This is a genomic window from Pseudoalteromonas sp. ABE4_541, from assembly GCF_056312285.1.
This window is the reverse complement of record NZ_JBSVEM010000011.1, coordinates 102,757-123,657: the sequence shown is the minus strand read 5'-3', so window position 1 is coordinate 123,657 and position 20,901 is coordinate 102,757. Positions and strand designations below refer to the sequence as shown.

Here is a 20,901-nt window from a genome sequence, read left to right as displayed (position 1 = left end):
AAACCCCTTTTAAAGGGAAGATCCAGCCTTTGAGTTTGTCAAGATCATCAATTAATTATTCCTACACAAGAAACGATCTATCTGCAGGCCCTTATTTTATTGGTGTTTATCAACTTATCCACGGAATCTGTGGATAACATTGTTTATTAATATTTGAGAAGTGTGTCAAAGCTATGAAAATAGCGCACTACAAGCATTTCAACATGTTTCTTAAAATTATTTTTCTACTTAAAAATCAACACTTTAATAAATTGATGTAGAATTGGCGTGGTTTTTGATAAAAGTGAACTTTTTATGACCATAACGCCCTTTTGTTGTGCAAAAAAAATACTGCTATCTGTTAAAAATGTAATTAATTTGTCATTTAAGGGGTTTTAGTGTGTTTTTGCTGTATATGCCAATCTAGTGAAGGTAACGTGTGTTTTATACCCTATTTTAAAGAGAATCGACACCGTTAAAATTCGTTACGAAATTGGCTGGGTTTCAAGATTGGGATGATCTAAAATGCCTAGCTCATAAATGAAGGTCACAACTATGTCGTCTATAAACACTTCAAGCAAAGAGAATGATATTTTAAGCGGGGATATTGCCGCCACACTGAAAAGAATGACCGTTCCAATGATATTCGGCATGATCACGCTCATGATGTTCAATATTGTGGATACTTTCTTCATTAGTATGCTAGGAACGGAACAGCTCGCTGCGGTGAGTTTTACATTCCCTGTTACGTTCACAGTCATCAGTTTAGCGATTGGTTTGGGGATTGGCACATCCGCAGTTATTGCCAAGGCGCTCGGAGCCAACAACATAGAAGAGGCGCGTTTTGATGCAACCATCGCTTTATTGATATCCGCTGTATTTGTTTTTTCGCTCTCAGCCATAGGCTTCATGTTTATTGAACCGATATTTTATTTATTGGGTGCCAATGAGCAGGTGATGCCATTTATCTATGACTATATTTCAATTTGGTTTTTAGGCAGTGTTTTTCTTATCACGCCTATGATTGGCAACTCGGTATTGCGTGCCAGTGGTGATACCAAAACGCCCAGTTTTATTATGGGCTTTGCCGGTTTGATTAATGCAGTGCTTGACCCTTTACTGATATTTGGTATTGGTCCATTTCCAGAGTTGGGCATAAAAGGAGCAGCAATCGCGAGTGTGATTGCTTGGTCTGTGGCGGTGGCTATCATTCTGTATCTATTAGCCATTAAAAAACGCTTACTCAGTTTGCACGGTGGCCAGCAAGGGGTGCTAAGTGCCAGTAAAAAAATACTCAAAATTGGTTTTCCAGCTGCTGGTGCAAATATGCTTACCCCGTTAGCGATGGCGGTGATGACTGCGATTGTGGCAGGCTACGGGCCTGAAGCTGTTGCCGCATTTGGGGTGGGTAGTCGAATTGAGTCGATAGCGAGTTTGGTTGTATTAGCATTATCGATGACGTTACCTCCGTTTGTGAGTCAAAACTTTGGAGCGGGTAAATATGAACGTGTTCAAGATGCCTACAAGAAGACATTACAGTTTGTCATGATCTGGCAGCTGTTAATTTATCTGGTTTTACTGCTATTCTCAGGCTTGATCAGCCGTACATTTGGTAACGAACCCGAAGTGGTACGTGTGATAGAACTATTTATTTATATCATGCCGCTGAGCTATGGCTTACAAGGGGTCATTATTCTATCTAATTCCTCTTTTAATGCGCTTCATAAACCAATGAATGCGCTAGCATTAAGCATTGTTAGGTTGTTTATTTTCTATGTACCTTTTGCATATGTCGGATCACTGATCGGTGGGCTTACAGGATTATTTATTGGTGCCATCATTGGCAACTTTGTAACCGCCTTGGTTGCTTTTAATTGGTTTAACTCAAGTGTTGCGAAAATGCACAGTGCTTCGGCTAGGGAGTATGCGTAATGAGCGATGAATTTAAACTCGTTTCAGAATTTTCTCCAAGTGGTGATCAGCCAACCGCAATCGCTCAGTTATGTGATGGTCTAGAGGCGGGTCTTGCACATCAAACCCTACTAGGGGCTACTGGTACGGGAAAAACGTTTACCATGGCCAATATTATCAGTAACCTGAATCGCCCAACCATTATTATGGCGCATAACAAAACCTTGGCCGCACAGCTTTATGGGGAAATGAAAGAGTTTTTTCCTGATAATGCAGTTGAATATTTTGTGTCATATTATGATTACTATCAACCTGAAGCGTATGTTGTTGCCAGTGATACTTTTATTGAAAAAGATGCTTCGATTAATGAACACATTGAGCAAATGCGTTTGTCAGCCACTAAAGCATTATTAGAACGGCGAGATACGATTATTGTTGCGTCCGTTTCTGCTATTTATGGATTGGGTGATCCCGATTCATACATGAAAATGATGCTGCTGCTCAAGGTTGGCGAGACCATTAATCAGCGAGATATGCTGCGCCGTTTAGCTGAGTTGCAATATACCCGTAATGATATGGACTTTAGCCGAGGTACTTATCGTGTACGTGGTGAAGTCATAGATATATTCCCGGCGGAATCAGATTCATATGCCATTCGTGTCGAAATGTTTGATGATGAAATCGAACGCATTAGTATGTTCGACCCACTAACTGGTGCTGTAGAAAAACATCTGATCCGTGCCACCATTTATCCGAAAACTCACTATGTCACCCCACGAGAAAAAATTCTCGATGCAATCGATAGAATAAAAGAAGAGCTGAAAGAGCGTCGAGCGCAACTGCTTGAGAATAATAAACTGGTTGAAGAGCAACGTGTTGCGCAGCGAACTCAGTATGATATTGAAATGATGACCGAGCTTGGTTATTGCTCAGGCATAGAAAACTACAGTCGCTATTTGTCAGGCAGGGCACCGGGCGAGCCACCTCCTACTTTACTGGACTATTTACCCGATGATGCCTTGATGATCATTGATGAGTCTCACGTCACGGTCTCGCAAATTGGTGCCATGTATAAAGGCGATAGAAGCCGTAAAGAAAACTTAGTGGAGTATGGCTTCAGATTGCCATCTGCGATGGATAACCGGCCGTTAAAATTTGATGAATTTGAGGCCATTGCTCCGCAGACAATTTATGTGTCGGCAACACCAGGAGATTTTGAGCTTGAAAAATCCAACGGGGATGTAGCGGAGCAAGTCATTCGTCCAACGGGCCTATTAGATCCACAATTGGAAGTGCGCCCTGTTTCTACGCAAGTTGACGATTTACTCTCTGAAATATATTTGCGTGTTGAAAAACAAGAAAGGGTGTTGGTGACTACGCTGACCAAACGCATGGCAGAAGACCTGACTGACTACCTCAATGATCATGATGTCAAAGTGCGTTATCTTCACTCTGATATCGACACTGTAGAACGTATGGAGATCATTCGTGACCTGCGTAAAGGCGTGTTTGATGTGCTAGTGGGTATTAACTTACTTCGTGAGGGTTTGGATATGCCAGAAGTGTCTTTGGTGGCTATTTTGGATGCCGATAAAGAAGGCTTCTTACGTTCTACGCGTTCCTTAATTCAAACAATAGGCCGCGCTGCTCGACACCTAAACGGTAAAGCAATTTTATACGGCGATGTTGTTACTAAATCGATGAAAAAGGCCATTGAGGAAACAGAGCGTCGCCGTGCTATCCAACAAGCTTACAACGAAAAACACGGTATTGAACCACAAGCGCTAGTCAAGAAGATCACTGATGTGATGGATGTGGGTGAGGAGGTCACTGATAATCAAGTGGCAGAACCTAAGCCGAGCAAAGGATCTAAACGCGCAGTCGTAGCGAGTGATGATCCAAAACAATTGGCAGCACAGATAAGTGAATTGGAAGCGAAAATGATGCAGCATGCCCGTGAACTCGAGTTTGAGCAAGCCGCGAAAGTACGAGACCAAATACATGAGTTGCAGCAGCAGTTGTTAGGATTGTGATAAGTTAAATGTAGCTTCAGCGTTATGTTTCTTACTGTATTTTTTTATTGTTTTGAAGCTTTAGAAGGGTAAGAGAATAGTTACCCTTCTCATTATTTTTTAATACCTGTGATGAATTAACAGATAAAAGTACAGACTTGCGTATAGTAATCAGGGCAGGCTTGTGGATCGCCAGTGATGTTAGGTGGTGCTGTGACAGTTCCTCCTGCAATATTATTCGTTTGTTGCTTACTTAAGGCTTTTGAGAGTTTCGCTAGCTTTTTCTTTTTTAATTGTAATTTCATTTTTATTTTCCTTATTGATGAATTTTCGTTCCGTTCATTATCTAACATGATAAATCATGGGATGTAAAGTGGCCGATTTAGACCTTGTCCGTATCTAGGTAATACCATAGTGCATCATAAAATGCGCTGTTTTGTTGTTTTAATTGCAAAAAATCGATTTTTTGTTTTGCTTCGTTTGCTTTATCGATTCAATGTGTAATTATCGGAACATTGGCTTCATATAGGTATAAATAATAATGAAAAACAAAATGTTAAATGGAATTTTTGCTGGGGCTTTAGCTTTGGAGTTATGCGCTTGTCAGCAAGCGTCGATACAAAACGCATCTCAGGATTTTAATGCAAATGTGGCATGGTTGGAGCTAAAAAGCACCCTTGAGCAGCAGTACGCGTACCTCGATAGAGCCTGGGTTGATAAGGATGCATTGTTTGCATTATTTACACCAAAGCTTTTAGCGGCGCAATCAAAGCAAGCTTTTGCTGATACTGCACAGCAGTTATTACGCAACTTTTACGACCCGCACCTAAACCTTGGTCCATACAACGAACAGGATTTTAGTGTATACCCGACCGGCTCGGATATTTATGTTAATTACCAAAATCAGCAATTTATGGTGGTTGATGTTAAAGCGGGCTCTGCCGCAGATATGGTTGGTATTCGTCCAAATATGATAGTGACAGCAGTGAATGGCTTACCTATGAAACAGGCTGTTGAACAAGTGCTTGGACGAGATATCTCACAGTTGATGTTAGAGCAAATCAACTTTGCAGCCAATGTCAGCTTAGGAGGTTTTAGAAATGTTGCGCGCACAATTACGATTGAGCATCAAACTGGTGGTAAACAATATCGTCTTGCTGCAAGTTATGAGGCGATAAATGCTTTTCGAGAGGGCCCGACTGTCAGCTTTAAACAAATAGATAAGCTGGGTTATATCCGTTTCAATAATGCACTTGGCAATATGGCAACCGTTGATGAGTTTAAACAAGCTTTAATTGAACTCAGCGACACTAAAGCGTTGATCATCGACTTACGCAATACGCCTAGTGGCGGAAATACGGGGGTAGCTGAACCTATTCTGGGCCACTTTGTCACACAAAAAACGGCCTATCAGCGTTATCGAACCCAACAAATCGGTGTACCTTATGCGCAAGCTGATAAGGAAAGCGCCTATGTCGAACCCACCTTACCGCACTACGGCAAACCGTTTGTTGTATTGGCCGGACATTGGACGGGCAGTATGGGAGAGGGAATGACAATTGGTTTTGACGCGATAGGCGCTCACACTGTGATCGGTGCACCTATGGCAGATTTACTGGGTGGAATTAAAACGGTGCAACTTGAACACAGCGACACTTGGCTAGAGTTAGGTTTTGAGCGTTTGTATCATATTAACGGCAGCTTTAGAGAAGATTTTGTACCACATGTTCGCATAGATTCGGCGGATAGAGATGAGCAGGGACAAGATCCTGCGTTAGTTAAGGCGTTGTCGGTATTGAATCAAAAGTAGCGACGAGCCGAGGGCGTTGGAGTTTACGTCCTATAAAAAAACCGCCAGTTTTTAGCAGGCGGTTTTTTATAATTTTTCAATTGATAAGAAGTATTAACTTACTTAATCGATCATTTAGATTTACGCTTTTCTATTAAATCTTCGCAAAGTGACTAATAAAGCTAAAAGACTCATAATATAACCAAAAGAGCCAGAGCTAGATGACTCAGTTTTATTATTTTCAGCATTCGCTGTTTGCCCTGTAACTTTGGTATATTGCGCAGTGACTGAAAGTGCACTCGTTATTTGCTCAAATGATTTATCCCATCCTGTGAATACGTGGTTTACACGTGTAGGTGACTCTGGCGCAACAGCGGCAGAACCGTGTTCAACTTCAAGCTTGGCTAGTTCTTTTCCGTCCCAGTCTTTGAAAGTTACTTGATACTTGTTTATCTCGTATTGCGCAGTAATTGTTAGGTTTTCAGTGATGTTATCGAGTGCATGATCCCAGCCGGTAAATGTATAGCCTTCTCTTGTGATCTGCCTATCAAAGTCAGCTGCCGTTTGGCCATGGTTGACCACCACTTCTTTGAGTACAGTGCCATCCCAGTCTTTGAAAACTACCTGATATTTGTTGATCTCATATTGTGCAGTAAAGGTTGTATCAATAGCTATTTTTGATAAAGCCTGATCCCAACCGGTAAAAGTGTATCCGCTACGCGTGGGTGTGCTTGATGGTGCTGAGGGCGTTTCTCCTTCCTCCACTTGCGCTGTAGCAAGCACGGTACCATCCCAATCAACAAATTTTACGGTGTAAATCTTTGGTTCATAACCGACAATTGAGACGTTAAATTGATTATTATCTAATTTAAGTTCTGGCTCATCGGATACAAACCTAAATTGTACCGTATTTTGCTCTGTTGTTGTGGCGGTGAGATTAAATGTTATGTCGCTCTCCAGTACCTGTTTAGGGATGTTGAATTTACAGTTACCGCTACCGTTTAAGAACTCACAATTTGAAGCCGCAGTACCGCTGATACTCTCGAAATTAACTTCCGTCTGCTCATTACCAAAAACTGAAATAGAAAACGCTTCTGGGAGTGTTTTACCCGTTAGATCTTTTAAATTCAAAGTGATTGACTCAGCCTTATTAAGACGTCCTTTCATCTGCGTAGTGGTAGCTGCAATGTGAAAATCTTTTATATCTTGATGTGCAACATTCACAAAAATATATGGGTTGATTCCTTTGGCAACATACTCAGCGATATTTGTACTATCAAATAGGTTTTTGTATTTATCTTCAACAAGCCAACTTCTAGCCAACCATGCGCCAGCGTGAGCGGTTTTATCAAAAGTAAATGTAGCTTCAGCTATAAAAACATTCTTTTCATCAGTTGATTGCCACTCATTTATACGTATGACCTTGTCATCTGTGTAATTCCCTGTTGGTGAAACGAGGCTAATATAACCATTTTGCAGCCCTGACGGGTCAGTAAACTTCACTTTTACCGTTACTTGTTGTTGTTCTTCGGTACTATTGAGTTCACTTTTCGATACAGTAAGGTCCACTAATTCTGGAGGAGTTGTGTCTACATCATTTGAGTTGATGACTTCAATATTGGCAGTAAAGCCATAGTCTTGTATTTCTCGATTTGAAATAATGGTGCTGTTTTTGCCATCGGTATCTGAGGCGTATGAAATAGATGAACGCCAAGACCCTGGCACATCATTGGGATTAAATGCCAGTTCTGCAGTCGCTTTATAGACGTCGGTTTGCTGCGTTGCTTGCCAGTCAGTTAAGGTTACATTTCTAGACAAGGCTGAGCGATACTCTTCTGGCGGGATCACATTTATGATCGCTTGTTGAATACCGGATTCATCATGTAGTAAGACCTCTAGGTTCACTGTTTTTTGGCCCGCGCTGACGTCGACAGATGAGCGTGATAAAGCGTAGCCCCTCAATTGTGGGGCCATTACATTCACCATTGCGTCATTAGTGATCGCAATATAAGGGTCAAAACCCATTTCTTTTAGGGCTGCGGCGGATGTATAGTGACTGTAATAGCCATTTTTATCTCTCAAAAACATCATCGTTGAACGCCAAATCCCACCAATATCTCTATCAGTTTTAAGTGTGAGACTGCCCGATGCTTCATAAACATGTTCTTCACTGGTGGCTGTCCAGTCCTCTAATTTTATTCTGTTTGAGGGGATCGGATAGCTTCGATTTGGTGGAAGGATACCGAAGTAAACTGAGTCGATGCCACTTTCATCATACGCTCTTATTGTTAGCGTAACAGTTTGTTCTCCTGTGCTAATGTTTACTTCATTGCTGGACAGTTGCCATGCAGTGATTTTGGGGGCTTGGCGGTCTTCTTGTGGCGTCGATTGTAAACGGTCATGTGTGGGCTGACACTGTGTATCAAGAGAACTTAATTCATTATTTAAGTGCTCCCCCCCCAACTGAGTAAAATGTGATAACTCAGTATTTAGTTGCGACTCATTCAACAGACAAAGTTGTTGTGTGTCATTTTGTGCATAGGTATGACAGGATATACCTAATGCGGCAATAGCTACATTGCTTGCAAATAGTTTGAGTATGCTTTTCATTTTTGCAGTCCTTTTAATACTCATTCTTCGATTTATTTTTTGGGAAGCGTACAGACTAAGGAAGATTAAGTAGAGCCTCCCGTTGCTCTCATTTACACCTTTTAAGAGTAAATGTGCAATTTGGCCCCAAAACAATACCACAAAAAACTATGAAATATTTTCATATTTCATAGTTTTTTGTTTATTGAATTGGTTTTAACTCAGTTAGCTGTGACAAGTAGTAACTAGGGCTGTTTTTATAACGACGAGCTTAGTAAAGGCTGCTTGGACTGAGAAGCGATAAGAGGCAAGTGCTTTTCTGAGCAAACTGCCGGTTCTGGTGAGTCGGCAGTTTGCTTTGTGACGTGAATTAGAAAGTTGCTTTGTAGCGCACACCAAACTCGCTGGCATCGTTACTCTTGATCACTAGGATGTAATCGCCAGTGTTCAAACGAGCATCATCATAGCGCTCATCAAAGATATTACGACCATACAAAGAGATGTCCCAGTTTGCATTCATTGGTGAGTAGGTAATATCGAAGTTAGTTGTTGTACGCGAGTCAATTTGCGTCATACGACGAGGATCTGAACTTGGCTCACCATACATGTCATCGCGGTATGAAATGTCCATACGCGCGTTCACTGTTGCGCCACTGTTTAATTCAAACTCATAAGATGGGCTGATTGATGCAGTCCACTCAGGTGTTAGCGGTGCCACAGGTTTAACCCCGTTTTGCTCTTCTACATCAACATCCATAAAGCCAAAGCTTGAGTGTAGCGTAAAGCGGTCTGTTACGTAGTACGTACTTTCAAATTCAACCCCGCGTGATGTTTGCTCAACAATCAAGTTGTTGGTATCAAAACCCGCGTCTGTGACGACGTTAACTTGGTATGGTAAATCGTCATATTCAGTATTGAAAAATGCCACACTCATGCTGAAGTCATCAGTTAACTGACCTTTGAAACCCGTCTCAAAGTTAATCGCACTGATGTTGTCACTTGCCATAAATGCATTGTTTGCACGTACCGCAGCAGCGGCTTCTTCTTGCTTATCAAAGCCACCAGCACCGAAGAACTGACCGATTAAGAAGTAAGGACGTGCAGGGTATTGACCTGATTGGTAACCCGTTTGTACTGTACCATACCAGTTTAAGCCATTTTCGAAGGTGTAGTTGGCCGCTAATTCCCAAGAGATTTCATCCCAATCACGGCTTGAGTAAATAGTACCTACCGGGTCGAATACATTGGTTGAAGCAGACTTTTCGTCTTCTGTATAACGCATACCACCTGAAATACGTAAATCGTCAGTGGCGTCGTAGCCTACGTTGATAAATACTGCTCGACTGGTTGTTTCTTGGTCGAGCTCAAGTTTAGTTGGACCACCATCAAAGCTTGCTTCAGAAGAATCTTGGCGGTTTGAACCTTCTTCATTAAACCAGTAAACACCCGTAACAAAGTCAGCACGGCCCAAGTAACCAGTTAATTGTAACTCAACAGAAGTCTGGTCCGCAGTGCCGCGCTCTGGGTAGTGGTCAAGTGCAACGGCTGTGCTGTCGTCATCAAGACCTGCTTTATATTCAGATGAACGCTTAGAGAAAATAAACTTAGTACCAAAATCAGCATTAATATCGTATTCAGCCGTTAAAGACACACCGTTAGCACTGTTAGAAACGGTAGATGTTGCCATTGTGCTTGTTGCACTGTCGTATGGGTCGATAGTTGTATCTGAATTGCGCAAACCACTTTGATATAAGCGACCATTTGGTAATTCATCAATCAATGTTGTGAAAGGGCGTGTGCCACCTTCACCATCGTTCGCGTCAGCAGTGAATACTAGGCGTAGGTCTTCGCTTGCGTTGTATTTAATTGACACACGACCGTGGAATTCTTGGTTTTCACCGACATCGTATTCGGCATTCGGTAAGTTAATAAACTCACCTAAGCCGCCACGGCGGTTAAAGCCCATGTTAAAGTTAAAAGCAAGATCTTCATTCACCGCTTGGTTTGTGAAAATACTGCCTTTTAAGCGACCGCGAGTACCAACTTCTGCACTTACTTTCGTGACGGCATCTTGATCTGGTTGCTTGGTGATGATGTTAATCGCACCACCAATTGAGTTACGACCATAAAGTGTCCCTTGAGGACCACGCAATACTTCGATACGTTCGATATTTGCAAGGTTCCAGTTTTGGCCAACTTGGCGGCCTAGGTAAACACCGTCAACATAAACACTCACGCCCGGATCCGTTGTGATAAGGTGATCTTGCAGACCAATACCACGAATAAATGGGTTAGCAGATGAGTTATGACCTGCTGAAAAACCTGTGATATTTAGGTTTGGAACAAATTTACCTACATCAGTGATGTCTGAGATACCTTGTGAATCTAGGTCATCACCAGAAAAGGCACTCATCGCAATTGGTACTTCGTAAATCACTTGCGAACGCTTAGTAGCGGTTACTGTGATTGCTTCAATTTTTGATTTTTCAGCTTGTGCTTCTTCTGCCATTACTGATGTAGAAGATAAGCTTGCTAGTGCTACTGCCAAAGCGCCGGCAATAGGGGATAAATTGCGTACAGTGATGCTCATATTTGTTCCTCAGAAACGGTTAAACTTTTAAATCTCGTGTGTTTGGTTTCATGCGAAGGAACTCGCTGCGCGTGACATCGCAGTGCGGGAACTCGCCAACCGTGAATGCAACCGCAGACCAATTAACTTTGTAAAACGCGCGCGCAAAAAAACGCAATCATCCAAGGGAGACTGCTATTTACTTTTTATTTTACGAAACGGCAATTACAAAAAATGAAAGGTCAGCAAAAAAGCTGCTATTCGATTGGGAGGGTATACTACTACGCGATGTACGAAAAAGGCAAATTTTTTTGCGAAAAACGGGGTGTTTTTAGTGCCTTTTTCAAAAACATCTGTTATAAATGGAAGGTTTGCTAGGTTTATAGTTAAGTTAAAGTTGCAAAACCCACCTTTGTAGGCTCCATACTAAGATGGAAGCAACGATGAGCATGATTTACCAAACGGCTCTCTGTGGTTTTTATGCTATTTTCAACTACTTTACATCCACAACTTTACTGGCTTTTTTATACCTAATTTTAAAGCCAGACCAGGCGGGGAGTTCCCATTTTTTTGGTGCGTCTTTTCTATTGCCACTGATATGAGTGAGTAGAATACGTTTACCTGTAAACGAGTATTCCACTTGCATGAGCATATCATTGAGCTGTACTTGCAACGGGTGCTTTTCGATAAATGGGTCTAGCTCCCAAGGCTCGACTTGTTGAAAGAACAAATCCTGTGGCTCTAGCAGGAGCAGATCATCTTGCTCAGCAATGCCGACTTCTTGCAGTTTTTGAGTGAGGTATTGCTGCGGTGTTTGCTCTCCAAATGGTATGTTTTGCGCTTGAAAATAAAGCTGGTGCTGCGCCAAAGACTGGCTAATTTGCTCACCTGCTGGCGCGAGTAATTCGCCCTTTAATATAAGTTCTACGAGGGCGGGGATGAGCAACTCTCCAGACGCTTCAACAAGCTGTTCATTTAACTCAAGGCCCGCGTAAACGCAGCGTATGTTCGCCATGACTCGCTCATCAATTAAGCATGCGCCTGTAAACTGCTGCTCACCCAAGCCAAGATTGGAGACGATATTTAGGCTCACAGGGGCATTTAAAGTGGCCAAGGTCATGGCTTGTTTGGTGCCTTTTCCCGCGAGTGCATAGGTATCAAGCACCAACATGGCTTGGCACTGTTCATTGATGCGTGTTTCTTTGGCTGGCACTACTTCGCTTTGGCCATTGCCAAACGCACCTCGGCGATTGGTCCGTTTTACATATAGCCAATCAGGTTTGGCTTTGGCGATGGCTTCAACAAGCAAGTTTCGGTCATAACTTGCGGCGTGTTTACGCTCAGGTAAATCGAATACAATGCGTAATTGGTCGCTAAACTGTTTCGCTTCGTTGAGCGCATCAGGCTCAGCTTTGACGCAGTCTAGTTGATCACGCACCAGCGCAATGACGAGTTCAAGGTCGCAGTGGTTGGGCAGTTGTTTATTTAACACATCTACGTGCTCTGGTGCATTAGGTAATTGATATACACGTGCGGGTACGCTCAGTACCGCAATGGCATCTATTATCGCTTGTTGCAAAGGTTTAGTCGGCATCGCTTGGATCAAATAGGCCAGTTCTGCATCGACGGGCAGCGGATAGAGCATTTTACCCAGCGCTGTTGCTTTTTGATTACTATCAATTGCTTTAATGCGTGTCAGCTTTTCAATGGCTTGCGATTTTGAAGCGCGGGGAAGCGGTTCTATAAACGTCAAGCTGTTGACCCCATCGCTTGAACAACCAGCGGCAAGTACCAGTTCGGTGAGGCTTTCTCGGTGTATTTCTGGCGGTGTCGTGTCAATCAACGGCGCATGTTCACCGTAAAGGCGAATACATAAACCTGATTGCGTGCGACCAGCTCGGCCTAATCGCTGTTTAGCTGAGTCTTTGGCGATGGCTTCAAGGTTGAGTACGGTTTTGCCCGCTCGTAAATGGGTGCGCCGTTCAAGACCCGAATCAATCACACAGCTGACATTGGGTATGGTTAACGAGGTCTCGGCAACATTGGTCGCGAGAATAATACGTTGCTGATCTTGAACATTGAGTGCCAGTTTTTGTTGCTCTGCACTACAGCCACCATATAAGCGCACGACCAATGCATCGAGATGAGAAAGCTGGCCCGCTGCGGCTTGAATTTCTCCTTTGCCGGGCAGAAACACCAAAATATCACCACTGGTATTGGCAAGCGCATAGTCGCACGCCTCACAAATACGTTCGCTTAAATCATATTTGCTTGGCATTGCACGGGTGTCATTGCTGAAAAAGCGCTCTTCAACTGGGTACATTTTGCCTTCGCTGTGCAGCGCTGTGGCGTTCAAATAGTTTAAAAGTGGGGCTGTATTCAGCGTGGCAGACGTTACAATTAAACGGTGTTGATTATGTGTTTTTAGCAGCGCGAGTAATAAATCCATATCCCATCGACGTTCGTGAAATTCATCCAGCATCACCACTTGATAGTCACTAAGTTGATTTTCAAAGTACCAGCGCAGCGCCACCCCTGGCGTGGCAAAGATCACTTGCGTACTGTCGTTAAAATGATGCTCAAAACGAATGGCATAACCAATACTTTCTCCCACTTTTTGTTTGGCTTGAAGGGCTAAAAATTCAGCGAGTGACGTACAGGCAATGCGCCTTGGTTCAATCACCAATACCTTACCTTGCTGATTTGCCCACAAAGGCAAACAGGTTGATTTACCTGAGCCTGTGGCCGCACTTACAACAACATTGTTTTGTTCGAGTGTGGTTAAAAATTCAGATTTAATGGCTTCAATGGGTAAGGTCATAATTCAAATACGGGTATACAAAAAGAAGACAAATATTATCAAAGCTATATTGAAAATGCCGCTGTTTGTACCAACTATGTTTAAAAAGATGAATAGGTAACCTCAACTTCGGATAAGCGAATTTGCCCAATAAAGCTATTTTGCCCATTCTCAGCGTTGTTTTCACTTGTAATAGACCGCTATTACCGCGTAAAAACGCCTTGATACTGAACAAAATATCATCATTGGATTGAAGTTAAGGCCAACTTGCAAAACATTGCTTGTTTCAAAACTCTTATCCAAACTTGAGGTTAAGTCATTATGATAAACGGTTTATTGTTGGTTGCGCTGGTGGCCTTTGTGGTGACGTATTGGCGCTGGCAAGACATCCAAAACATATTGTGGGCGAAGAAATATCAAGACCACGCCTTGTCTGATATGGACAAGCGAGTATTGCTCAACTACATGCCCATTTATAGGGCAATGACGGACGCCGATAGAGCGGCATTAGAAAAACACATTATTTGGTTTTTAGATCAAAAACGCATTGTTGGTCGTGATGGTTTAAAGGTAAACCGAGCGATGGCGTTGATTGTAGCTGCGGATGCCTGTTTGCTGGTGCTCAAACAGTCATGGCCGTTGTACCCGAATGTTAAAGAGGTGCTGTTGTATCCGAGTAGCTATTATGTGCCGCAAACCAATACTGACCAAGCAGGGTTAGTCAGCTACCACACGGCAGTTCGTCAAGGTGAGTCTTGGCCCGGGGGGACACTGGTGTTGAGTTGGCACGATGTTTTGGAAGGTAACCGCTTACCCGGAGATGGGCATAACTTGGTATTTCATGAGTTTGCCCATCAACTGGACCAACAAACAGGGCAAACCAATGGCACGCCTCAATTAGCAACTAAGCAAGACTATGCTGATTGGTCGCGTGTATTTAGCCGCGCATTTACCAATTTAAAAAGCCATGTTGCTTATCAAATGCCCCATGTGATCCATAGTTATGGCGCAACCAATGAAGCGGAGTTTTTTGCTGTATTAACAGAAACATTTATTGAAAAGCCAGCTCAGCTCAAAAGCTATGATCCAGAGCTTTATCGCTTACTCATGCGCTACTTCCAATTCGACCCAACCGCGTGGCAACCTCATGCTTAATCGGCCTAAGATCGCCGCGTAATTTCGTTATTGATGGCATTTTACTGGTAACTGAGCTGATTTTTTGTTGAGATGTGGCCACTTTAAGTTGAGAGTAATAAGAAATATGAAAAAACAGTTTTACAGCGCGCTGTCGCTCTCTATTGCATTAGCTTTGGGCACGGCTCAAGCAGAAGAAAAATCAGAAAAATGGCAAGTTGACGCACCGCAAGGTGAATTCACCGATGCCAAAATCTCGGTGTCACAAGGCACTTGGATGAACGTGGACATTAGCCCTGATGGCAAAACACTGGCATTTGACCTACTCGGCGACATTTACACCATGCCAGTTACAGGTGGCGAAGCCAAACAACTTACCAGTGACATTGGTTGGCAAATGCAACCACGCTTTAGCCCAGATGGCCAGTACATTGCGTTTACCTCAGATCAGGGTGGCGGCGATAATATTTGGATAATGAAGGCTGATGGTTCAGAGCAAAAAGCAGTGACCAACGAAACCTTCCGTTTGTTGAATAGCCCAGCTTGGAGCCCAGACGGTGACTTTATTGTCGCGCGTAAGCACTTTACGGCAACACGTTCATTAGGTGCTGGTGAAGTATGGATGTATCACAAATCAGGCGGTACAGGCGTAAAACTGACTGCCCGTGCGAACGATCAAAAAGATTTAGGCGAGCCTGCATTCTCACCAGATGGCCGTTATGTGTATTTTTCACAAGATGCGACACCGGGTAAAACGTTCCACTATTCAAAAGATTCTGTATCAGGCATTTACAAAATTAAGCGTTTTGACCGTGAAACGGGCGAAATTAAAGTGATTTTGTCAGGCATGGGTGGCGCGATTCGTCCAACGCCATCACCGGATGGTAAAACGCTGGCGTATGTGAAGCGTGATGATTTCCAATCAAGCTTATATCTATATGACTTAGAATCTGGCAAAGAAACCAAGCTGTACGGCAATCTTGAACGCGATATGCAAGAAACATGGGCGATTCATGGCGTATATCCAACCATGGCTTGGACACCAGATAACCAAAATATTGTATTCTGGGCGGGCGGTAAAATTCATCAAATTGACGTCGCAGACAAGTCAATTGACACCATTGAATTTAGCGTAAACACCACCAAAAAAGTGCAAAAAGCACTGCGCTTTGCGCAAAATATCGACCAAGAGCAGTTTGATGTAAAAATGCTTCGTAATGTACAGGTTTCACCAAACGGTGATACAGCCGTGTTTGAAGCCATGGGACATATTTACAAGCGTGATCTTGAGTCAGGTAAAGTGGCACGTTTGACCACACAAAATGACCATTTTGAGTTCTTCCCGCAGTTTTCTCGCGACGGTAAGAAGCTGGTTTACACCACGTGGGATGACAACAAGCAAGGTGATGTGCGTGTTATTTCTATCGGCGGTGGCAAAACCGGTAAGGCAATTACAAAAGAGCCGGGTAAATATGTAGAGCCAACCTTTAGCCCTGACGGAAAAGTCGTAGTATTCCGTAAAAGCAGCGGTAGCTCGTTACTTGCGCCTGAATGGTCATTAAAACCGGGCTTGTATCAAGTACCGAGCAAAGGGGGTGACGTACAGCTTATCAGTGAAACTGGTTATCAAGCCCAGTTTGCTGATAGTAACGACACCATTTACGTGATGGCGCAAGGCCAACATCCAGAGCTGCGTTCAATTGATTTAAAAACCAAAGAGTCAAAAACACTTTACGATGCTAAGCATGCGACGGAATATCGTGTTTCTCCGGATGGTAAATACCTTGCATTCGCAGAGCGCTTTAAAGTATATGTAACGCCATTAGTTAAAGCGGGCAGCAAAATCTCGATTTCTCCAACGGATAAGCAATTCCCAGTTGAGCAGTTATCTGTACGAGCGGGTGAAAATATTAGCTGGAGTGCAAAAGGCGACAAGCTATATTGGAGCTTAGGCCCAGAGCTTTATCATGCAAACTTAGATGGTGTGTTTAGCATCAAGCAAGATAAAGATGCCGACTTTAAAGTAAAAAGCGGTACCAACATTGGCTTTAAGCAAGATATGGCCAAGCCTCAAGGGATGATAGCCCTAAAAGGTGCAACCATCGTCACCATGCAAGGCGACAAAGTAATTGAAAACGGTGTGGTGTTGACCGATGGTAAGCATATTAAAGCGGTTGGCACAGTATCTGACGTTAACATTCCTAGCAATGCTAAAGTGATTGATGTAGCTGGTAAAACCATTATTCCTGGGTTGGTAGATGTGCACGCCCATAGCGGGCAGGGTAGTGAAGAAATTATCCCAGAGCAAAACTGGAAAAACCTTGCAGGATTGGCGTTAGGTGTCACCACGACTCATGATCCATCTAACGATACCACTGAAGTATTTGCGGCAAGCGAAATGCAAAAGGCGGGTAAAATTGTTGGCCCACGTATTTTCTCTACGGGGACTATTTTATATGGTGCCAACGTACCGGGTTACACCGCGCACATTGATTCGTTAGATGACGCTAAATTTCATATTGAGCGTTTACAAAAAGTGGGTGCCTTTAGTGTTAAGTCATACAACCAGCCGCGTCGCGAGCAACGCCAGCAAGTGGTTGAGGCCGCTCGTCAGCTGGGTATGATGGTTGTGCCTGAAGGTGGTTCGCTACTACAGCATAACTTGAGTATGGTGGTAGATGGTCATACGGGTGTTGAGCACTCTATCCCTGTTGCCAATATTTATGACGACATTAAGCAGTTATGGTCACAAACTGACGTGGGTTATACACCAACCCTAGGTGTGGCTTACGGTGGTATTTGGGGTGAAAACTACTGGTATGATAAAACCAATGTATGGCAACACCCAATATTGAGTAAGTTTGTGCCTAAAAAGCAGCTATTGCCTAGCTCTTTACGTCGCTCTAAAGCGCCTGATTATCATTACAATCACTTTAACAATGCACGTGTATCAAAAGAGCTACAAGACCAAGGCGTATTGGTGAACCTAGGTGCACACGGCCAGCGTGAAGGGCTAGCGGCGCACTGGGAAATTTGGATGTTTGCACAAGGCGGTATGTCTTCACTTGAAGCACTACGCGCAGCAACCCTAGACTCAGCGAAGTATATTGGCTTAGACAAGCACATTGGTTCAATCGAAGCGGGTAAACTAGCTGATTTAGTGGTCATTGACGGCGATCCGCTAGGCAATATTCGTGATACCGACAAGGTCACTTACACCATGATCAACGGCCGTTTATTCGACGCCGCGACCATGAATGAAGTGGGCCAAAAAGCACGCGATAAAATGTACTTCGAACAGTAATTAAAATGGTGTGAAGCACTTAAAGATTCTGGGTTTTGTCATCCTGACGAAGCTCAGGATTGTTTAAGCGCATACACAGAGGTAAAAGCCACAACGGGTGTTGTGGCTTTTTTGTGTGACTTTGGTTTTATGTGGGAAGTCGTAACTGAATGAGAGAGTTACTTATAATTGTTCAGTCTTTTGCTGATTACCTTTTTGCTCGGTGATGAAGACCATGGTAAGCAATAATGCGCAGGATACAGCCCAAGCGATATAAGTTAAAGATTCAAAATTGTAATAGATAATCGTAATATTTTGTAGGCCGAGTACATTTCGAGCAAGGTGTTCAAGGATTGCGAGTACATAAACTAACGATAGATAAATAAATACCCAATGAAATAAGCCATCAAAGTAGGTGAGCTCGATTTTACTTGAACGAGAAAATGCGCGGGATACTTGCACTCTTAAAAGCAATACAATAATTGAACTTATACTTATTACAAGTTGGATACCAAAGATTAAACTGCCATGGAGTGCTTTATTCTTTCCTGTACTATCCAAGTTTATGATGCCATAAGCAAAAATGATATATTCAATAAGATTAATAATAAGCAAGATTAAAGCTATATGTAGAACATTAGGGTCCTTTCTCATAACACCGTAAAAAGCAGTTAGAGCAATGGTTGTTATGTAAATTTCAGATGTTACCTTGGGATTTCCGACCATAATATAAAATATGGTTAGTGAAATAATGGTAAGAATAATAAGTTGTGAAAACTTCATACTTGTTACCCGCCTTGTGTATCAGATTTTGGCAACGGTGGTATATATTTAGCCTGAGTCGGCTGCGCGGGTTTCCATGGACCTGCACTTGCAATTAGAGAGCATTGTTCTTGGCTTAACTCTCTATATAAATGCGAGGAAACTAACCTACTATCCGTACAAGTAACCAGCTTTTTATTTATAACCTCAGTATTGACCGAACAGATATTCAAAATATTTTGGAAGTAGGCTCTTTTCATTATTCATCATCCTGTAATTTAGATTTTTCAGAGCTGCTAGCCTCATCGTTAAGGCCTCTGATTTGGTTTAGCAATGAGTCAACATCGATTTTACAGAAGAAAAACCATTTGAATAGTTCTTTAGAACGAATATCACTCACACCAAACTCGTAGTTGCTAATCGTTTTACGGTCACACTCTAGTTTTTTCGCCATTTGTTCTTGAGAAATGCCAGCTTTTAACCTCATCGACCTCAAGTCGTCACCATTAATCACGTTCTTTCCCTTTTTTATGATGATGGGGAGACTTTTACCCATCTAAATATACATAATTTTAACAATGGCGTGTTGTGCTAAAAGTTGAATTTGTCAGTAATATCAATGTTAGCAAGTAAAGTTTGCCTTAGCCGTGCAGGGCTAGAGGCTCATAAGATATTTTAAAACAGCAACAAAATCAACATTTGATTTACTTTTGGGGTTGTATCAGTACGACGTGTTATTTGAGCTAGGGGCCGCTCTTTTTGCTGAAGTAAAAGGCGTAGCGGTGTTTAATAGCGCTCATTGCGAGTATAAAACAATGAGCGCTATCAATTAAAACAACGATTCTTATCACGTGATGTTTAAGCCCCTCGTGTGGCTATCGCGGGTGATACGTTACTTGCTTTGGTTGCTGGGTAGACAACGGCCAGTTGGCCTAAAGCGATGATCATCAGTGTACCCGCTAACAAATAGTGCATGGGAACTGGGCTTATGGTGAGTAAAGCAACAAATTGGTTGTTTAAGATCACCGCCCCTATCCAGCCGAGACACACGCCAATGACCGATACAATAGCGTTTTCAGTCATAAAATAGCGGACAATATCCGCTTTATTTGCGCCTAATGCTCGGCGGGTGCCTATTTGCTTGGTTCGTCTGCTTACGTTGTAACGGGCTTGTCCAAATATGCCAAGTGCGGTGAAAAAAGTTAGGCTAATGGCAATCGCAGTTAAAACTTGGCTGGTGGCCAAATCTTCTTTGTAGGCTTTTTGCCTAACCTCATTCATGGTTGCGATACGCTCAATTTTTCGACCGGGGGTTTTTAATAGTAAATCAACGCTCTGAGACATCACTTCATCCAGTCGTCCCGGTTGTGTACGAATTGCAATATGGCTTGGTGCGGTCGCTAAAGCTTCATTCACACCTGCTAATACGGTTACATCAACCGCTGACCAAAATTGCCACGCATTTTGCAGCGTTTTTATTACCCCCTTAACGCGATGTGGTTGGTCGCTAAAGTAAAGGGTGGTACCGACAATATCTCGCCAATTGTTTGGATAGATTTTTTGTGCCAGAGCTTGGGTGACGACCACTTGAGAGGAAAGAAAGTTACCCTCATTGCTCGATTCGATAATATCACTGGGTTCAAACCACTCTCCGGCAATCAGCTCTAAATCAAGGGCCGCTAAGGCATGTTCATCGGCACTTAAATAGCCGCCATAGCCCATGCTATTGCCCTTAGGGTCAAGGTAAAAGTCGGTATGACGTCCCCAACCATCCAGTGGCATACTAGGTAGTGCGGTTGCAGCTAGCACCCCATCAACAGACCTAATTTGTCGTAGTACTTCGTTGTGCTCAGACAGTGCTTGGTGATGCTCACCCACTAAATTGGTAATAAGATAAAAGGTGTTTGGCTCATCAAGACCAGTTGGACGCTGCATTTTTTTACTGCGCTCGCTGATCATATACGCGGTATTAACCAGCACCATAAAGGTGATAGCCACTTGTAAAGCCAATAAAATAGGCGCCACCTTTTGCTTTTTAAAAGACTTTAGAATGGGTAATAGATCTTTCATGTT

Annotated in this window: 12 protein-coding genes; 5 read left to right on the top strand and 7 right to left on the bottom strand. The window is 42.9% G+C overall.

Features of this window, described 5'->3' with window-relative positions:
• Nucleotides 1-534: 534 nt before the first annotated feature.
• Together ACW689_RS12485 and uvrB are read left to right on the top strand one after the other, a co-directional pair.
• Nucleotides 535-1,911 (top strand): MATE family efflux transporter, encoded by a 1,377-nt coding sequence (locus tag ACW689_RS12485; RefSeq protein WP_476291804.1) that lies wholly within the window; start codon nucleotides 535-537, stop codon nucleotides 1,909-1,911.
• Nucleotides 1,911-3,923 carry an excinuclease ABC subunit UvrB gene (gene uvrB / locus ACW689_RS12480; protein WP_476291802.1) on the top strand — a complete coding sequence of 671 codons (2,013 nt, stop codon included), beginning with the start codon at nucleotides 1,911-1,913 and terminating at the stop codon, nucleotides 3,921-3,923. The genes ACW689_RS12485 and uvrB overlap by 1 nt, the downstream gene beginning before the upstream one ends.
• A 116-nt stretch (nucleotides 3,924-4,039) precedes the next feature.
• Here uvrB and ACW689_RS12475 read toward each other — a convergent pair whose 3' ends face one another.
• On the bottom strand, nucleotides 4,040-4,207 hold the full coding sequence (locus ACW689_RS12475; RefSeq protein WP_476291800.1) for a hypothetical protein: 168 nt from the start codon (nucleotides 4,205-4,207) through the stop codon (nucleotides 4,040-4,042).
• Between the two features lie 236 nt (nucleotides 4,208-4,443).
• Here ACW689_RS12475 and ACW689_RS12470 point away from each other — a divergent pair, with 236 nt between their 5' ends.
• Entirely contained in the window at nucleotides 4,444-5,712 is a 1,269-nt protein-coding gene (locus ACW689_RS12470; protein WP_476291798.1) for a S41 family peptidase, read from the top strand.
• A 120-nt stretch (nucleotides 5,713-5,832) separates the two neighbouring features.
• On the opposite strand, the gene ACW689_RS12465 is transcribed toward ACW689_RS12470, so the two are convergent.
• From ACW689_RS12465 to ACW689_RS12455, 3 genes are all read right to left on the bottom strand, one after another.
• Nucleotides 5,833-8,301, bottom strand: coding sequence for an InlB B-repeat-containing protein (locus tag ACW689_RS12465; RefSeq protein WP_476291796.1), 2,469 nt, complete (start codon nucleotides 8,299-8,301; stop codon nucleotides 5,833-5,835).
• Between the two features lie 349 nt (nucleotides 8,302-8,650).
• Complete coding sequence (locus ACW689_RS12460; protein WP_476291794.1) at nucleotides 8,651-10,870, bottom strand: TonB-dependent receptor; 2,220 nt, start codon at nucleotides 10,868-10,870, stop codon at nucleotides 8,651-8,653.
• Nucleotides 10,871-11,342: 472 nt separating this feature from the next.
• On the bottom strand, nucleotides 11,343-13,670 hold the full coding sequence (locus ACW689_RS12455) for a DEAD/DEAH box helicase (protein WP_476291792.1): 2,328 nt from the start codon (nucleotides 13,668-13,670) through the stop codon (nucleotides 11,343-11,345).
• Nucleotides 13,671-13,970: 300 nt separating this feature from the next.
• On the opposite strand from ACW689_RS12455, the gene ACW689_RS12450 reads away from it, so the two are divergent.
• Complete coding sequence (locus ACW689_RS12450) at nucleotides 13,971-14,804, top strand: M90 family metallopeptidase (RefSeq protein ID WP_476291790.1); 834 nt, start codon at nucleotides 13,971-13,973, stop codon at nucleotides 14,802-14,804.
• A gap of 106 nt (nucleotides 14,805-14,910) precedes the next feature.
• Complete coding sequence (locus tag ACW689_RS12445) at nucleotides 14,911-18,087, top strand: amidohydrolase family protein (RefSeq protein WP_476291789.1); 3,177 nt, start codon at nucleotides 14,911-14,913, stop codon at nucleotides 18,085-18,087.
• A 162-nt stretch (nucleotides 18,088-18,249) separates the two neighbouring features.
• On the opposite strand, the gene ACW689_RS12440 is transcribed toward ACW689_RS12445, so the two are convergent.
• From ACW689_RS12440 to ACW689_RS12430, 3 genes are all read right to left on the bottom strand, one after another.
• On the bottom strand, nucleotides 18,250-18,849 hold the full coding sequence (locus tag ACW689_RS12440) for a hypothetical protein (RefSeq protein ID WP_476291788.1): 600 nt from the start codon (nucleotides 18,847-18,849) through the stop codon (nucleotides 18,250-18,252).
• Nucleotides 18,850-19,087: 238 nt separating this feature from the next.
• Complete coding sequence (locus tag ACW689_RS12435; protein WP_476291787.1) at nucleotides 19,088-19,342, bottom strand: helix-turn-helix domain-containing protein; 255 nt, start codon at nucleotides 19,340-19,342, stop codon at nucleotides 19,088-19,090.
• A 344-nt stretch (nucleotides 19,343-19,686) separates the two neighbouring features.
• Nucleotides 19,687-20,898, bottom strand: coding sequence for an ABC transporter permease (locus tag ACW689_RS12430; RefSeq protein ID WP_476291785.1), 1,212 nt, complete (start codon nucleotides 20,896-20,898; stop codon nucleotides 19,687-19,689).
• Between the last annotated feature and the right edge of the window lie 3 nt (nucleotides 20,899-20,901).